The organism is Neogemmobacter tilapiae, assembly GCF_014652215.1.
Lineage (GTDB): Bacteria > Pseudomonadota > Alphaproteobacteria > Rhodobacterales > Rhodobacteraceae > Neogemmobacter > Neogemmobacter tilapiae.
Genome location: NZ_BMYJ01000017.1, coordinates 1 through 14,070 on the forward strand (window position 1 = coordinate 1; position 14,070 = coordinate 14,070).

The following is a 14,070-nucleotide window of genomic DNA, read 5'->3' on the forward strand; positions in this document are numbered from 1 at the left end:
CCACGAGTATGGCACATCGCGATGCCGTCAGGGTGAGAGCGGCATCCACCCCATCTCCATGTCGGAAACGAGTTGGAGAGTCGTCGCGTTCAACCGGCGCGCCGCGGGATCTTCCTGCGGTAGGCATGCCGTTGGACGGGAGCAACGATGCTGGCGGCCGTCGCGACCTGATCTCGTGACGTTGGCTTGGCTTTGCCGCGCCTGATAGGGTCCCTCAGCAAGCGCAGGCCGTTGAGCACCACCAGAACCGTTCCGCCTTCGTGACCGATCACGGCGAGCGGTAGGGGAAGCTCGAAGAACAGGCCGCCCGTGACAAGGATCGCCATCGCACCCATGGCGAAGGCGAGGTTCTGCCGGATGATCCGCGAGGTGCGGCGCGCCAGGCGATGGGCTTCCGCAAGACGCCCCATATCCTCCGAAAGAAGAGCCACGTCCGCCGCCTGCAGTGCGACGTCCGACCCGGCGGCGCCCATAGCGATACCCACATCGGCGCGAGCCAGGGCCGCTGCGTCATTGACGCCATCGCCGACGAAGGCGACCTTGCCGCGGCCAGCCAGTTCGCCAGCCATCCGGACCTTGTCCTCCGGAAGCATGTCGGCGTGGATTTCCTCGGGCCTCAGGCCAAGCTCTTCGCCTATCCGCAAGGCCACCGGACGGCGGTCGCCAGTCATCATGACGATCCGCGTGACCCCGCCGTCCCGGAGCGCAGCGAGCGCCGACGCAGAGGTGGGGCGGGCCTGATCCGCAATTGTGACAGCTCCCATCACGCGCGAATCCCGCCCGAAATAGATGACCGTCTCGGCATCCGCAGCCAGCGTCTTCAGCATCGGGTGATCGATGGATGCGCTCATCTGCAAAACGAGGCGAGGGTTGCCGGCCCAGACCTGACCCTCGCCGTCATCGCCAACGATGCCGGCACTCGGTCGAGTGACCACGTTGGTTACTTTAGCCGGCTCCACACCGCGGCTGAGGGCTTCCTGCCGGATGGCGGCCGCGCTGTGATGTTCCGAATGGGCCTCGAGCCCCGCGAGCAACGAGAGGAAGCGCTGCTCATCGCCCTCGAGCGCCACCACCTTCGTCACCGATGCCTGGCCGGTCGTCAGGGTTCCCGTCTTGTCGAAGGCGAAGGTATCGACCGCCGCCAGTGTCTCGAGCGCGGCCCCGCCCTTGAACAACACGCCTCCGCGAGCGGCCGCCGACAGCGCCGACAGGATCGCGGCCGGCACCGAGATGACGATCGCGCAGGGACTTGCCGCCACCAGCAAGGTCGCGGAGCGGTAGAGCGCCTCCTCCCAGTCGCGACCAAGCCAGTAGAAGGCGGCGAAGGCGAGAACGGCGCCCACCATCACCGCAACCGTGTAGCGCTGTCCGAACCATGCGCTGAACCGTTCCGACGGAGCCTTGGCAGCCTGCGCCTCCGTCACCAGCGCAATCATGCGGGCGACCGTGCTCTCCTCGACAGTCTTCGTCACCGCCACTTCAAGCACGCCGTCGAGATTGACAGTCGCCTCGAAGACCTGGGCGCCCGGCTGCTTGGCGACGGGCATCGACTCGCCTGTGATGTTTGCCTCGTCAAGCGAGCCACGGCCGGCGACGATCACACCGTCCGCCGGAACGCGCGCCCCGGGCCGCAGCACCACGACGTCATCCACCTCGAGATCGGCCGCAGGGATCTCGGAAACCGCGCCGTCCGCCGCCTTGCGCAGCGCCGTCTCTGGACGGAGCTCCATCAGAGCCTCGATAGCGCGGCGCGCGCGGCCGAGTGCCCGGTCCTCCAGCGTGGTCGAGATGCTGAACAGCGTCAGCAGAACGGCTCCCTCGAAAGGCGCCCCGACGGCCGCAGCCGCGACCGCTGCAACGACCATCAAGAGGTCGATGTCGAGGATCCGCTCCTCCCACAAGGTGGCGGCCGCCCGCCAGGCGGCCGGCAGTCCGCCTGCGAGGTAAACGAGCGACAGACCAGCCAACGAGAAGAACGCGGCGACGTCGCCCTGCAGCGGCCAAAGCGCAAGAACGGCTAGAAGCATTCCCGCGACGGTCAGGGCCGTAAAAACGAACGAGCGATCGATCTCGAGTGCTTTTCCCACTTCATCTCCTGATCGCGGCGCAGGCTCTCATGCCGAAACTGTGATCCCGGGCACAGCATCGCTCGCCGCCCCGCTGTGGCGACGAGATCATGAAGGTCGATGACGGTCGCCGCTAGCACCCGTCAGTGAGACTAATGCCGGTTCCCGACAGAGTCGGCAAGATTGAGCTATTCTTCGGTCGTCTTTCCGTCGAAGTGCTCGTTGGCAGCGTCGCCTTCTCCTTTGGTTGAATGGACGACGCCATCGACATGTTCGGGAGGCGTGCTGAAGATGCGCCGGTGTGCGGTGATCATCGATGAGGCACACAGCTCGCAGGGCGGCGAGACCGCAACCGACCTGAAGGAAGTTCTCGGCGGGCAGGGCCTTCGCGAAGAGGCTGCGCGAGCCATGTCGGCAAACGACGAAGACGACATGGACGAGCTGTATCGGTCGATGGCGAAACGCGGCAGGCAGGCAAACCTCAGTTTCTTCGCGTTTACTGCTACGCCGAAGCACAAGACGCTCAAGGTATTCGGGCGCGACGGCAAACCCGCCCATCGCTACACAATGCGCCAAGCGATCGAGGAAGGCTTCATCCTCGACGTCCTGAAGACCAAGACACTTGTTGGTGCGCTTGGTTGGGATCTTTTCCGCGAGATGCGCGGCAGGGCAGCTGAGCCACTGGAGCAACTGACTACGACGGCAGACGACCCGAGCCCGGTTTTCTTATTCAGGGGGGAAGGCTTTTCTGCGGAAATGATGATCTCTCAATCGGGCGACTTCGTCGTAAAGGCAGGTTCCAAGGCGCGCGCACGCACAACGCCTACTATCCCCAAGGGCACTCTCGCGCTTCGGGAGACGCTTCTGAAGTCGGGCGTCCTTCGCGTTGACGCCAGCATGCTGGTATTCGCGAGCGATTACAGTTTCACATCAGCTTTCCGAGATGCCGAGTTCGTCACGCGAGTGAGCGGCAAGTGCGTCCTTTGCGGTCAGCTGGATCGCAACCTGATGGGCGAGGCCCTCATCAAGCCCCCGCGCCATGTAGATGCGGGTCAGCTCGTCCAGCTCCGCCTTGGGAGTTTCCTTCAATTCCCGCGTCTCGCGCGCGATGTCGGCGTGTTCCGCATCAGTCTGCGAACTGACCGAGACGTATTCGCCGGCCGCCATCGACATCGCTCCGGCGACGAGGCCGGCAAGTCCGGCGATCAGGATTTCGGGACGACCAGATCCGGCCGCGGCGACCCCGACAACCAAGCTCGCAGTTGAAACGAGGCCGTCATTCGCCCCGAGAACAGCAGCGCGCAACCAGCCGATGCGATGCACCATGTGGATTTCTGAATGCGACAGACGACTCATCAGAGAAAATCTTTCCAAGCCGCAATCGCGCTCATGCGTTACTATAGCGGTATCTTGTGACGATGTCCGACCGGCTTCGTCGTGCGATACCCCGTCACGGTACGATCTGCACTTGACCTTCCAGTGACAGGAAGGAGCACATTGATGCTGAGGGTCCTGCATTGGCCTTCGCGCGGCACCGTCCGCGAAAGGAGAACACCATGTCCACCGTCGATCCGCACCGAGGTCACGCCCACACCGATGACGAAATGCCGACGCACCACGATGCGCCTGGAACTGGTCCAACGGCCATCGACCCTGTCTGCGGCATGACGGTGACCCTGAAGCCGGAGACCCGATCGGAAACCTTCGGCGGAAAGGACTTCCATTTCTGCTCGGGCAAGTGCCAGACGAAGTTCCAGGCCGATCCCTGGTTCTACGCCTCTGGTCGTGCCGCAGGCCGCAAGAAAGCTGTTCCGGCCAACGTCCAGTACACCTGCCCGATGCATCCGGAGATCGTGCGCGATGCGCCGGGGTCCTGCCCGATCTGCGGTATGGCGCTGGAACCGATGGTGCCCTCGGACGAGCCCAGCGAGGAACTGACCGACTTCACCCGCCGGATGTGGATCTCGGCCGCCGCCGCGGTGCCGCTCATCATCCTGACGATGGGTGAGTTGGTGGCGTTGCCGGTGCGCGACTGGGTCGGGCATCAGACGGCGAGCTATCTGGAGTTCGTGCTGGCGACGCCGATCATCCTCTGGGCGGCCCTGCCGTTCTTCCGGCGTGGCTGGGATTCGGTACTGAACCGGTCGCCCAACATGTGGACGCTGATCAGCCTCGGCGTGGGGGCGGCGTATCTCTATTCGCTGGTCGCAACCTTCCTGCCTGGCGTGTTTCCGGATGCCTACCGGATGGGCCATGGCGTCGGCACCTACTACGAGGCGGCCGTGGTGATCGTGGCGTTGGTCTTCGTGGGCCAGGTGCTGGAACTGCGGGCACGCGAACGCACCGGAGATGCGATCCGTGCCCTTCTGGACCTCGCGCCCAAGACCGCGCGGCGCATCCTGCCGGACGGCACGGAATACGACGCGCCGCTGGAAAACATCATGGAGGGGGACAGGCTGCGCGTCCGCCCCGGCGATGCGGTCCCGGTCGACGGTGTGGTGATCGACGGACGCTCGTCGCTGGACGAGAGCATGCTGACCGGCGAGTCGATGCCGGTCGAAAAGGGCCCGGGCGATGCGGTGACCGGTGCCACGATCAACAAGAACGGCTCTCTGGTGATCGAGGCGGGCAAGGTCGGCTCCGACACCGTGCTGGCGCAGATCGTGGCCATGGTGTCGAACGCGCGCCGATCGCGCGCGCCGATCCAGGGGCTGGCCGACCGGGTGTCGGCGGTGTTCGTGCCGACCGTGGTCGCCATCGCCATCGTCGCCTTCATCGTCTGGCTAACCGTCGGCCCCGAGCCCGCGCTGGTCTTTGCCATCGCCTCCGCGGTGTCGGTGCTGATCATCGCCTGTCCCTGCGCTCTGGGGCTGGCGACGCCGATCTCCATCACCACGGCTGCAGGGCGCGGCGCGCAGGCAGGCGTATTGATCAAGGACGCCGAGGCGCTAGAGCGCATGGCGGCCGTCGACACGCTGATCGTGGACAAGACCGGCACGCTGACCATGGGCAAGCCGAAGCTAACGGATACCGTGGCGGTTGCGGGCATCACCGAGACCGACCTGCTGTCGCTCGCCGCAGCGCTCGAGCGTGGCTCGGAGCACCCGCTGGCGGAGGCGATCGTCGAAGGGGCGGAAGCGCAGGGCGCCCCGCGTCTGGAAGCGACCGACTTCGACGCCGTCACCGGCAAGGGCGTGCGTGGCAGTGTCGGGGGACGCGCGGTGGCGCTCGGCAATGCCGCGATGATGCAGGAGATGGGGCTGGACACGGGGGCGGCCGAGGCAAAGGCCGACACCCTGCGCGCCGACGGCAAGACGGCGATGTTCATCGCGGTCGACGGCGCGCTTGCGGGTATCGTGGCGGTGGCCGACCCGATCAAGGAGAGTACTGCACAAGCGATCAGGGAACTTCACGCTCAGGGTCTGCGGGTGATCATGGCGACCGGCGACAACGAGCGCACGGCGCAGGCGGTGGCGGGCAGGCTCGGCATCGACGAGGTGCGCGCAGGCGTGCTGCCCGAGGCCAAGAAGGACCTCATCGACCAGTTGCGCCGCGACGGCCACAAGATCGCGATGGCGGGTGACGGGGTGAACGACGCGCCCGCGCTGGCTGCCGCCGATGTCGGCATCGCAATGGGCACAGGGGCCGACGTGGCGATGGAAAGCGCCGGCATCACCCTGCTGGGGGGCGACCTGATGGGCATCGTCCGGGCGCGCAAGCTGGCACGCGCTACCCTGCGCAACATCAAGCAGAACCTGTTCTTCGCCTTCGCCTACAACGCCCTTGGCGTGCCGGTCGCGGCGGGGCTGATCTACCCGCTCACCGGGATGTTGCTGTCCCCGATGATCGCGGCGGCGGCGATGAGCCTGTCGTCCGTCTCGGTGATCAGTAACGCGCTGCGACTGCGTCGGATCGAGCTGTGAAGGGGTGACGATGTCCGAAGACCCGAACCGGTGGGAAGGCGTCTACCGGAGCAAGGAGGAGGCCGAGACAAGCTGGTTCGAGGACCGTCCGCAGGTATCGCTCGACCTCATCGCCGAGACCGGCGCGAGCAAGGATGCGGCCATCGTCGATGTCGGTGCCGGCTCATCGAGGCTGGTGGATTGCCTGCTGGACCAGGGGTTCCGCCGCATTACGGTTCTCGATCTCTCCGAAACCGCCTTTGCGCACGGCGCGCGCGCGGCTACCGCCGGATGCACCGATCGAATGGGTGGTGGCGGACGTCCTGCACTGGCAGCCCTCCGGCCGCTTCGACGTCTGGCACGATCGGGCCGCGTTCCATTTCCTGACCGAGGCTTCGGATCAGGAAGCCTATCTGAAAGTCATAAACAAGGCCCTCGTCCCCGGCGGCCACGCCATCATCGGCACGTTCGCACTCGAAGGTCCGACCTCGTGCAGCGGCTTACCGGTCGCTCGATACGATGCGGCCCTGCTTTCGACACGGCTTGGCAGCGGATATCGGCTCGTCAGATCGCTGAACCACGCGCACCGCACGCCTCGGGGCAGCGTGCAGCGGTTCTACTACGGGCTTTTCCAGAAAGTCTGACGGGTGCGGGAAACCGTCAATCGGCACCGGCCGCGATCGACCGCTGCGCCTGCGCGTCGCGAATGTGCTGGGGCCATGTTGACTTGATGTAGTCCAGAATGGCTTCGATCTCGCTCTGGTCCAGAACAGAACCGAAGCCCGGCATGCCCGACGTGAAGGTCACGTCCATGTCGTCCAGGACGGCCTGACCGCCTCGGGTGATGTAGTCGATCAGCATCGCGTCATCGTGATGCCAGGTGTGGCCGGTCTCGTCATGGGGCGGCGCCGGATAGAGCCCGTTGGCGTCGGAGCTGCGCCAGTTGGGCTGTCCCTCCAGATCGGCGCCGTGGCAGGCCGCGCAGTGCTCGACGTAAAGCTCGCGCCCGGCACCGGTATCGGTCTCGGAGGCGTGGAGGAACGCCGCGGCCGGAAGCGGCATGAGCCCGATTAACGCGGACAATGCGGGCAACAGAAGTAGGTCGGGCAAGATAGGCTTGACCGGCATCCGATGCCCCCGAATGCGCCACGACTCTGCCATCAGCGAAAGAAGACGTATTTGACCAGAGCCGCAACGACGAGCACCACGAGAATGGCGACCACCACGCCCCACAGCCCCATTCCCCACATCATGCCGTCGCCCATCATCGTTCCGATCTCCTAAGTCCTAGTGGTCGCGCGACCTTCCCGAGAGCCCGTCGATGATCGAGCAGTCAGGGCGGGCGTCGCCGTGACAATTCTCGACAAGATGCCCGAGCATCTCCCGCAACCCGGTCAGTTCCGCGATCTTGCGGTCGATCTCGCCAAGCTTCTCGGTGGCGATCGCCTTCACATCCGCGCTGGCGCGGTCGCGGTCGGTATAGAGGGAGAGCAGCTGCCGACATTCCTCGACTGAAAACCCGAGGCTACGGGACCGCTGGACGAAGCGCAGCCGATGGACGTCCTCGTTGGAATAGTCGCGGTACCCGTTGGCAGCCCGGTCGGCGGTCAGCAGACCGATGTCTTCGTAGTAGCGGATCGTCTTGGGCGCAAGGCCCGATTGCCTGGCGGCTGTTCCGATGTTCATGGCGGCATCTCCATAGTTGCTCCCGCCAACATAAGAGTTCCAGCCGCTGGAAGCTCAAGTGATTTCGATGCGCGCGGACAGAAGTGGCCGCGCGGTCTGCACCGCGCGGCCGCTGTGGTCTCAGTTGGCGTTCTCAGCCAGCCAAGTGGTCATCCGCTCGATCTCGGGGCCCTGCGCCGCGATGATCTCCTCGGCAAGCGCGCGCATCTGCGGATCGTCGCCGTGCTCGAGCAACACCTCAGCCATGTCGATGGCGCCCTGATGGTGGGCGATCATTCCACAGGCGAAGGCCACGTCGGCATCCTCCATCATCATGCCTTCGTGCATGGCCGGCATGGTGATCATCATCTTGCGCATGTTCTCCTGGACATGCTCGGGCATGCTTTCGAGGTCCATGCCTCCCATGCCCATCATCTCCATCATGCCCGCATTCATGCCGCCGCCCTGATTGCCGGGCATGCCCCCATGTCCCATGGCCGAGTGGTCCATGCCACCCGAGGCAGCCGCTGTCGTGCACTGCTCGGGGAGTTGGAATTCCGCGTCCTGCGCCATGACGGGAACTGAGAATGCGGTAGCGGCGACAGCCGCGGCGAGGATCGTCTTTGCGATAGTCATCTTGATTTCTCCTGAATGTATGATTTGTCGAGCGATCGGAGCCACAGACGTCGCGGAGGGGGGAGGATCACCCCAGGATCGCTTCCCAAGCCCGGCACCGGCGTCGCAGCCGTCGTCTCGTCGCTGGCCGAAACGGTGGTAATTTCATGCGCTCCGACTGAAATCCCCGGACAGCAATGAGCCATCATGCAACAGCCTAATGTCGCAACATCACAGTCGGCGTCCATCTGAACGGTGAGAAGGCTGTGCTGGTCGCTCGGTTTGGCATGAGCCTGGTGAGTATGGGCTTCCACTTGCGCTGTGTGATCATTGGGTGATGGGGAGCCAAAGTTGGCAGGCGGCCAGATGAAGGCGAATGACAGCGCTAATAACGCTGCCATTGCCATGTTCCAAATCCGCGCTGATTTTTTCATCAATGGTTATCCACCAAGGAAGACGCTTACTCAGCAGTTACAACCCGCTTCAAGTAAGCGCGTTCCTCTTGGCGCTGCTTCTAGCTATTGGCCGAGCGTCATGCCGCAGGGCGAGGCAAGAACCCGGCGCCCTCGAGCACGGACGCAACAGCAGATCGATTGACGCCTGACTCCACGGTCACCCGCTTCTGGGGCAAATCGATGTCGACCTTCGCCTGCGGATCGACCGAATGGATCGCCTTGGTGACGCTCCTGGCGCAGCCGCCGCACGTCATGTTGTCGATCTGGAACTGCATGGCACTCTCCTGAAGGGTTCTGCTTACCTTTCAAGATGGGGCTTCCAGTTGGTGGAAGGTCAAGGGGCGACATCAACACGAAATCGGGTGTTGACCTTCCAGTGACTGGAAAGAGCAGAAGAGCTCCAACAGCACTCGCCAATGGAGTTGACGATGAACGTCCACGCGACAGGAAGCGCCGAGATCGCTTCCAACCTGACACCAAGACTCGCCACTGTCTCGCTACCGGTCGTCGGGATGACCTGTGCGTCCTGCGTCGGGCGAGTCGAGAAGGCCTTGAACCGTGTTGAAGGCGTGGGAAAGGCGACGGTCAACCTCGCCACCGAGCGTGCCGATGTAACCTTGGTCCAGCCTGTCGATCAGGCCAGGCTGATCCAGGCGATCGAAGACGCAGGCTATGAGGTTCTAGGCCGATCGATCACGCTCGCCATCGATGGCATGACCTGCGCGTCCTGCGTGGCGCGTGTGGAAAAGGCGCTGCTCGCAGTTCCGGGCGTCGCATCCGCCACCGTGAATCTGGCGACCGAACGTGCTTCGCTTTCGACTTCCGGCACAGTCACTGATCGCGATCTCGTCGCAGCAGTCTCCTCTGGGGGGTATGAGGCTCGGACGGTAAACGGGAACGAAGACGACGAGGCCCATGCGTCCCGCAAGCAGGCGGAGCAAGCCGCCTTGGGTCGCGACGTGGCCATCGCGGCCATGCTGACGCTGCCGGTGTTCGTGCTGGAGATGGGCTCGCACCTGATCCCAGCCGTCCATGACCTCGTCATGACCACCATTGGCATGCGCGAAAGCTGGTACCTGCAGTTCGTTCTGACGACAGTGGTGCTGTTCTGGCCGGGCCTGCGGTTTCACCGGATCGGCCTGCCGGCGCTCATCAAGGCCGCGCCGGACATGAATTCGCTGGTCGCGGTCGGCACGCTTGCCGCCTGGACCTACTCGGTTGTGGCGACATTCGCGCCGCAGCTTTTACCCGCAGGCACGGTGAACGTCTATTTCGAGGCGGCTGCCGTCATCGTCACGTTGATCCTTCTCGGGCGCTACCTGGAGGCTCGGGCCAAGGGCAGGACCTCGGAAGCGATCAAGCGCCTTGTCGGTCTCCAGCCGAAAACGGCCCGCGTCCGCCGCGATGACAAGGTTGTCGAGGTGGCGCTTGGCGACGTCGTTGCAGGGGATCTTGTCGATGTCCGCCCCGGAGAGCGCATCGCCGTGGATGGCGAGGTCGTCGAGGGCGCGTCCTTCGTCGACGAAGCCATGATCACCGGCGAGCCGGTGCCGGTCGCGAAGCAGGCTGGCGCGACCGTGGTGGGCGGTACCGTCAATCAGACTGGTGCGCTCACCTACCGCGCAACCGCGGTCGGCGCCGACACGATGCTCGCGCAGATCATCCGTATGGTCGAGGAGGCTCAGGGCTCCAAGCTTCCCATCCAGGCGCTCGTTGATCGCGTGACGCTGTGGTTCGTGCCTGCCGTCATGGCGGCGTCCGCGCTCACCTTCCTCGTCTGGGCGATCTTCGGCCCGGAGCCTGCGACCACCTTCGCGCTCGTCAATGCCGTCGCCGTGCTGATCATCGCGTGCCCCTGCGCGATGGGGCTGGCCACGCCCACGTCGATCATGGTCGGAACCGGGCGCGGCGCGGAGATGGGCGTGCTGTTCCGCAAGGGCGAAGCGCTGCAGTCGCTCAAGGACGCCCGCGTGGTCGCGCTCGACAAGACCGGGACGCTAACCCAAGGCAAGCCCACCCTAACCGACCTTGAGACCACCGGTGGTCATGCCCGCGATGAGGTTCTCGCGCTGGTCGCCTCGGTGGAGACGAAATCCGAGCACCCGATCGCGCGCGCCATCGTCGAAGCCGCCGGGGCGGACGGGCTGAAGCTTTCCGATTTGTCCCGGTTCGATAGCATGACCGGCTATGGCGTCAGCGCTGATGTCGGCGGTCGCCGCGTCGAGGTCGGTGCCGACCGGTTCATGGAGAAGCTCGGGCTCGATGTTGGTGCATTCGCTCCATTTGCCGCGCGACTGGCCGACGAGGGTAAGTCGCCGCTCTATGCCGCTGTCGACGGCGAGCTCGCAGCGATCCTCGCCGTCTCCGATCCCATCAAGCCGTCCACGCCGGAGGCCATCCGAGCCCTGCACGATCTCGGATTGAAGGTAGCGATGATCACTGGTGACAACCGGCGCACGGCGCAAGCCATCGCACGACAACTCGGGATCGACGAGGTCGTGGCCGAGGTGCTGCCGGACGGGAAGGTAGAGGCCGTCAGGGCGCTGAAGCGCCAGTTTGGCGGGCTTGCCTATGTCGGGGACGGCATCAACGACGCGCCCGCGTTGGCCGAGGCGGATGTCGGCATCGCCATCGGTACCGGAACCGACATCGCCATCGAGGCCGCCGATGTCGTCCTCATGTCGGGCAGCCTCAAGGGCGTTCCGAATGCGATCGCGTTGTCGAAGGCGACGATCCGGAACATCCGGCAGAACCTGTTCTGGGCCTTTGCCTACAACACCGCGCTCATCCCGGTTGCAGCCGGTGCGCTCTATCCCGCCTTCGGGTGGCTCCTGTCGCCGGTACTGGCGGCCGGTGCCATGGCGATGTCGAGCGTGTTCGTGTTGGGCAATGCGCTGAGGCTGAAGCGCTTCCGGGCTCCGATGGCTGACGTCGGCCGATGATGAGGAACTGAGAAGTGCTGCCGCATGGCATGGGTTGGCTGTCTGCGATAGACAGGCAAGAACGTCGGAAACACATGACCCGCAGCGCTGCAGAGAACGTCTGAGAAACGGAGGAAGAAATGCAACTGATACTTTCCCGACGCGGCTTCGTGCTGGGCGCATGCGCTGCCTCGGTTGCCGGTGCTGTCCCCGCAATGGCCGCCCCAGGGTCTGCGCTCCACGTCCTCAAGGATCCCAATTGCGGATGTTGCTCGGCCTGGGTCGAGATTTTGCAGGCCGACGGGTTCGAGGTGACGGTCGAGGAGAGCATGGGGACGCTGCTCGCCCGCTACAAGCTCGACAACGGCATCCCGCAGGAAATGGCCTCGTGCCACACCGGCAGGATCGCGGGCTACATGATCGAAGGTCATGTTCCGCCCGCCGATATCCGGCGGCTGCTGGAGGAACGCCCGGACGCCATCGGTCTCGCCGTGCCCGGGATGCCCTACGGGTCGCCCGGCATGGGCCCGGAAACCGAGCGCGAGGCGTACGAGGTGTTCCTGATCCGGCGCAATGGGGCGACCGAAGTTTTCTCCAGCTATGGCGCAGCCTGAGTTCCGAGCAGCCAGTCGATAGCCGTCAGAGGCGAGTGCAAGCGCGCGCCTGATCCCGCATGACGCTGTAGTCGGCGATCATCTCGGCGACGACCGACCGCTCTGGCAGCAGCTCGAGTTCCACCGCTGCCCGCGTCCGGACCTCGCGGCTGTACTCGACGACGGGCGGACAGGACACTGACCCCAGCTCGTCAGAACTCACCGTCGCGCAGCCGCTCAGCAAGCTCGTCGCGATCGCGAGGACGGCGAGCCGCAGCCTCCAGCATCTGGCGTTGGACATCATTGGCCTTCTCCGTGGTTTTGAGGCGTTCCGCCAAACGTCCCGCTCGCTCGCCAGACCGCCTCAGTGCGAACAAAAACAAGGCCACCGTGATCGCGATGGCGCCGTAGCGGAGCGTCGCGCGCGCCAGTGCCGATCCGGCGAGCGTGGCCAAGAGTCCGCCGATCACCGCCGCCCCCGCATCCAGTCATCGAGCCGGGCGTAGATCGTGACCGCGATGCCCCCGAGCGCGACGGCGATGAACACCCAGCGCAAGGTGTCGAGATACGGGATCAGCGGCAGGACGGCGCTTTGCGTCTCCGTCAGCACGCTCTGCGCAACCTCGACCCCCGCTGCGCTGAGTGTGGCCACGCCTGCCGCGCCACCGCCCTTAATGGTGCGGCTGTCGGCCAGCACTTCGCGCGCAAGCGGAATTTCTGCCGCGAACGCCGTCGCCCAGACCGGGAACCGCTCGCCCCACTGACGCGCCGGGCCGAGGTCGACATGGATGAAGCCCGAGCGCGGATAGAAACCGAAGCCGAGGAACCCAACCTCGCGGGCTGCCGCCTCGAACGCCACCGGGTCGTGGTTCGACATGGCGATATCAAAAGCCGTGCCGTCCATGTGCTTCGACGACTTGGCCCCGCCGACCGCACGATTGTGTTCGGGGCTGCGATAGGCAGACCGCACGATCAGCGGCTTTCCCAGCCGGTCGCGTAGCGCCTGCAGCTTGTCGAGCGCTTCCGGGTGCAGCTTGATCTGCCCCGTGCCCCGGCAGGCGATTTCGGCGGGCGAGAAGTTCGGCCAGCGCCAGAGGGTTTGCGGGACTTCACGGAAGGGGCGTTGTCTTGGCCTGCTGGTCAGTGAAGGGGCGGATGCGGCGGTGGTGGCCGATCTGCAAACGTCTGCAAAGGCAGCAGGTGTGACTGTCAAAATCATCGCGCCCAAGCTGGGTGGGGTTGTTTTGGCCGATGGCAGTCACCTGGCGGCAGACGAAAAGATCGACGGCGCGCCTTCGGTTCTGTTTGACGGCGTTGCATTGGTGTTGTCGGAAGATGGGGCGAAATTGCTGACAGGCGAAAAGGCGGCGCTCGATTTCGTGTCGGACGCTTATGCCCATTGCAAGGCGATCGGCCACACCAAAGAGGCGTTGGCCCTTTTGGACAAGGCGGGGGCACAGCAGGATGCGTTCTTTGTTGGGCTGGAAAAGAGGGTTGACGACCTAATATCCAAGCTGTCCACCCGCGAATGGGCGCGTGAGGTCAAAGTGAAACTGCCAGTTTAAACTTCGAAAGATCTATCTGACGGGAGGACTAGGGCTTCGGCCGGTTTACCAGATCATTCTCTAAATTCTCCCCACGAGCCCCATCACATTGGACACCTGCCACTTCCCACCGCGCCTCGTCTGTATCCCGCGTCGGGTGAGTTCGGCGGCAATGGCGCGCAGGGAGGTGTGGCCGTCGGCGCGAATGTCGGCCAGCACAGGAGCCAAGTCTTGCGCAAAGGCCTCGGCATTGGCGGTGACGGTGGCGCGAAGGGCGGACCCGCCTTTGCCCGCACGGCGCAGGGCGGC

General features: G+C 64.7%; 13 protein-coding genes and 3 pseudogenes. 6 read left to right on the forward strand and 10 right to left on the reverse strand.

The window, feature by feature from the left end; all coding sequences use genetic code 11:
* Window positions 1-89: 89 nt before the first annotated feature.
* Window positions 90-2,027 (reverse strand): heavy metal translocating P-type ATPase, encoded by a 1,938-nt coding sequence (locus IE095_RS17870; protein WP_189413609.1) that lies wholly within the window; start codon window positions 2,025-2,027, stop codon window positions 90-92.
* 330 nt (window positions 2,028-2,357) lie between these two features.
* On the opposite strand from IE095_RS17870, the pseudogene IE095_RS18770 reads away from it, so the two are divergent.
* Window positions 2,358-2,963 (forward strand): annotated as a pseudogene (locus tag IE095_RS18770) (DUF4357 domain-containing protein); the annotation flags it as partial.
* Between the two features lie 36 nt (window positions 2,964-2,999).
* Here IE095_RS18770 and IE095_RS17880 read toward each other — a convergent pair.
* Window positions 3,000-3,422, reverse strand: a pseudogene (locus IE095_RS17880) (VIT1/CCC1 transporter family protein); the annotation flags it as partial.
* Window positions 3,423-3,670: 248 nt separating this feature from the next.
* Here IE095_RS17880 and IE095_RS17885 point away from each other — a divergent pair.
* Together IE095_RS17885 and IE095_RS17890 are read left to right on the forward strand one after the other, a co-directional pair.
* The gene (locus tag IE095_RS17885) at window positions 3,671-5,989 is read left to right on the forward strand and encodes a heavy metal translocating P-type ATPase (protein WP_189413612.1); all 2,319 of its coding nucleotides are present in this window, start codon (window positions 3,671-3,673) and stop codon (window positions 5,987-5,989) included.
* Window positions 5,990-6,138: 149 nt separating this feature from the next.
* Complete coding sequence (locus IE095_RS17890; protein ID WP_229804925.1) at window positions 6,139-6,612, forward strand: class I SAM-dependent methyltransferase; 474 nt, start codon at window positions 6,139-6,141, stop codon at window positions 6,610-6,612.
* 16 nt (window positions 6,613-6,628) lie between these two features.
* Here IE095_RS17890 and IE095_RS17895 read toward each other — a convergent pair whose 3' ends face one another.
* From IE095_RS17895 to IE095_RS17915, 5 genes are all read right to left on the reverse strand, one after another.
* Complete coding sequence (locus tag IE095_RS17895; protein ID WP_229804926.1) at window positions 6,629-7,030, reverse strand: c-type cytochrome; 402 nt, start codon at window positions 7,028-7,030, stop codon at window positions 6,629-6,631.
* Between the two features lie 225 nt (window positions 7,031-7,255).
* A complete protein-coding gene (cueR, locus tag IE095_RS17900) occupies window positions 7,256-7,654 on the reverse strand; it encodes a Cu(I)-responsive transcriptional regulator (protein WP_189413589.1) in 399 nt (132 codons plus the stop codon).
* Between the two features lie 120 nt (window positions 7,655-7,774).
* Window positions 7,775-8,269: a CopM family metallochaperone gene (copM, locus tag IE095_RS17905; protein ID WP_189413591.1), complete on the reverse strand. Its 495-nt coding sequence runs from the start codon at window positions 8,267-8,269 to the stop codon at window positions 7,775-7,777.
* Entirely contained in the window at window positions 8,266-8,682 is a 417-nt protein-coding gene (locus tag IE095_RS17910) for a hypothetical protein (protein ID WP_189413593.1), read from the reverse strand. Before IE095_RS17910 ends, copM begins: the two co-directional genes overlap by 4 nt.
* Window positions 8,683-8,780: 98 nt before the next feature.
* Window positions 8,781-8,978, reverse strand: coding sequence for a heavy-metal-associated domain-containing protein (locus IE095_RS17915; RefSeq protein WP_189413595.1), 198 nt, complete (start codon window positions 8,976-8,978; stop codon window positions 8,781-8,783).
* A gap of 237 nt (window positions 8,979-9,215) precedes the next feature.
* Between IE095_RS17915 and IE095_RS17920 the strand changes: the two genes are divergently transcribed.
* Both IE095_RS17920 and IE095_RS17925 read left to right on the forward strand, forming a co-directional pair.
* Complete coding sequence (locus IE095_RS17920; RefSeq protein ID WP_229804934.1) at window positions 9,216-11,645, forward strand: heavy metal translocating P-type ATPase; 2,430 nt, start codon at window positions 9,216-9,218, stop codon at window positions 11,643-11,645.
* 119 nt (window positions 11,646-11,764) lie between these two features.
* Complete coding sequence (locus IE095_RS17925; RefSeq protein ID WP_189413599.1) at window positions 11,765-12,238, forward strand: DUF411 domain-containing protein; 474 nt, start codon at window positions 11,765-11,767, stop codon at window positions 12,236-12,238.
* A gap of 191 nt (window positions 12,239-12,429) precedes the next feature.
* On the opposite strand, the gene IE095_RS17930 is transcribed toward IE095_RS17925, so the two are convergent.
* Window positions 12,430-12,687 carry a hypothetical protein gene (locus IE095_RS17930; RefSeq protein ID WP_189413602.1) on the reverse strand — a complete coding sequence of 86 codons (258 nt, stop codon included), beginning with the start codon at window positions 12,685-12,687 and terminating at the stop codon, window positions 12,430-12,432.
* On the reverse strand, window positions 12,684-13,436 hold the full coding sequence (locus tag IE095_RS17935) for a YcbK family protein (RefSeq protein WP_189413606.1): 753 nt from the start codon (window positions 13,434-13,436) through the stop codon (window positions 12,684-12,686). Before IE095_RS17935 ends, IE095_RS17930 begins: the two co-directional genes overlap by 4 nt.
* Here IE095_RS17935 and IE095_RS17940 point away from each other — a divergent pair.
* On the forward strand, window positions 13,384-13,782 hold the full coding sequence (locus IE095_RS17940) for a type 1 glutamine amidotransferase family protein (RefSeq protein WP_229804929.1): 399 nt from the start codon (window positions 13,384-13,386) through the stop codon (window positions 13,780-13,782). The two genes, IE095_RS17935 and IE095_RS17940, sit on opposite strands and share 53 nt — an antisense overlap.
* A gap of 60 nt (window positions 13,783-13,842) precedes the next feature.
* On the opposite strand, the pseudogene IE095_RS18505 reads toward IE095_RS17940, so the two are convergent.
* Window positions 13,843-14,070: pseudogene (locus tag IE095_RS18505) on the reverse strand (recombinase family protein); the annotation flags it as partial.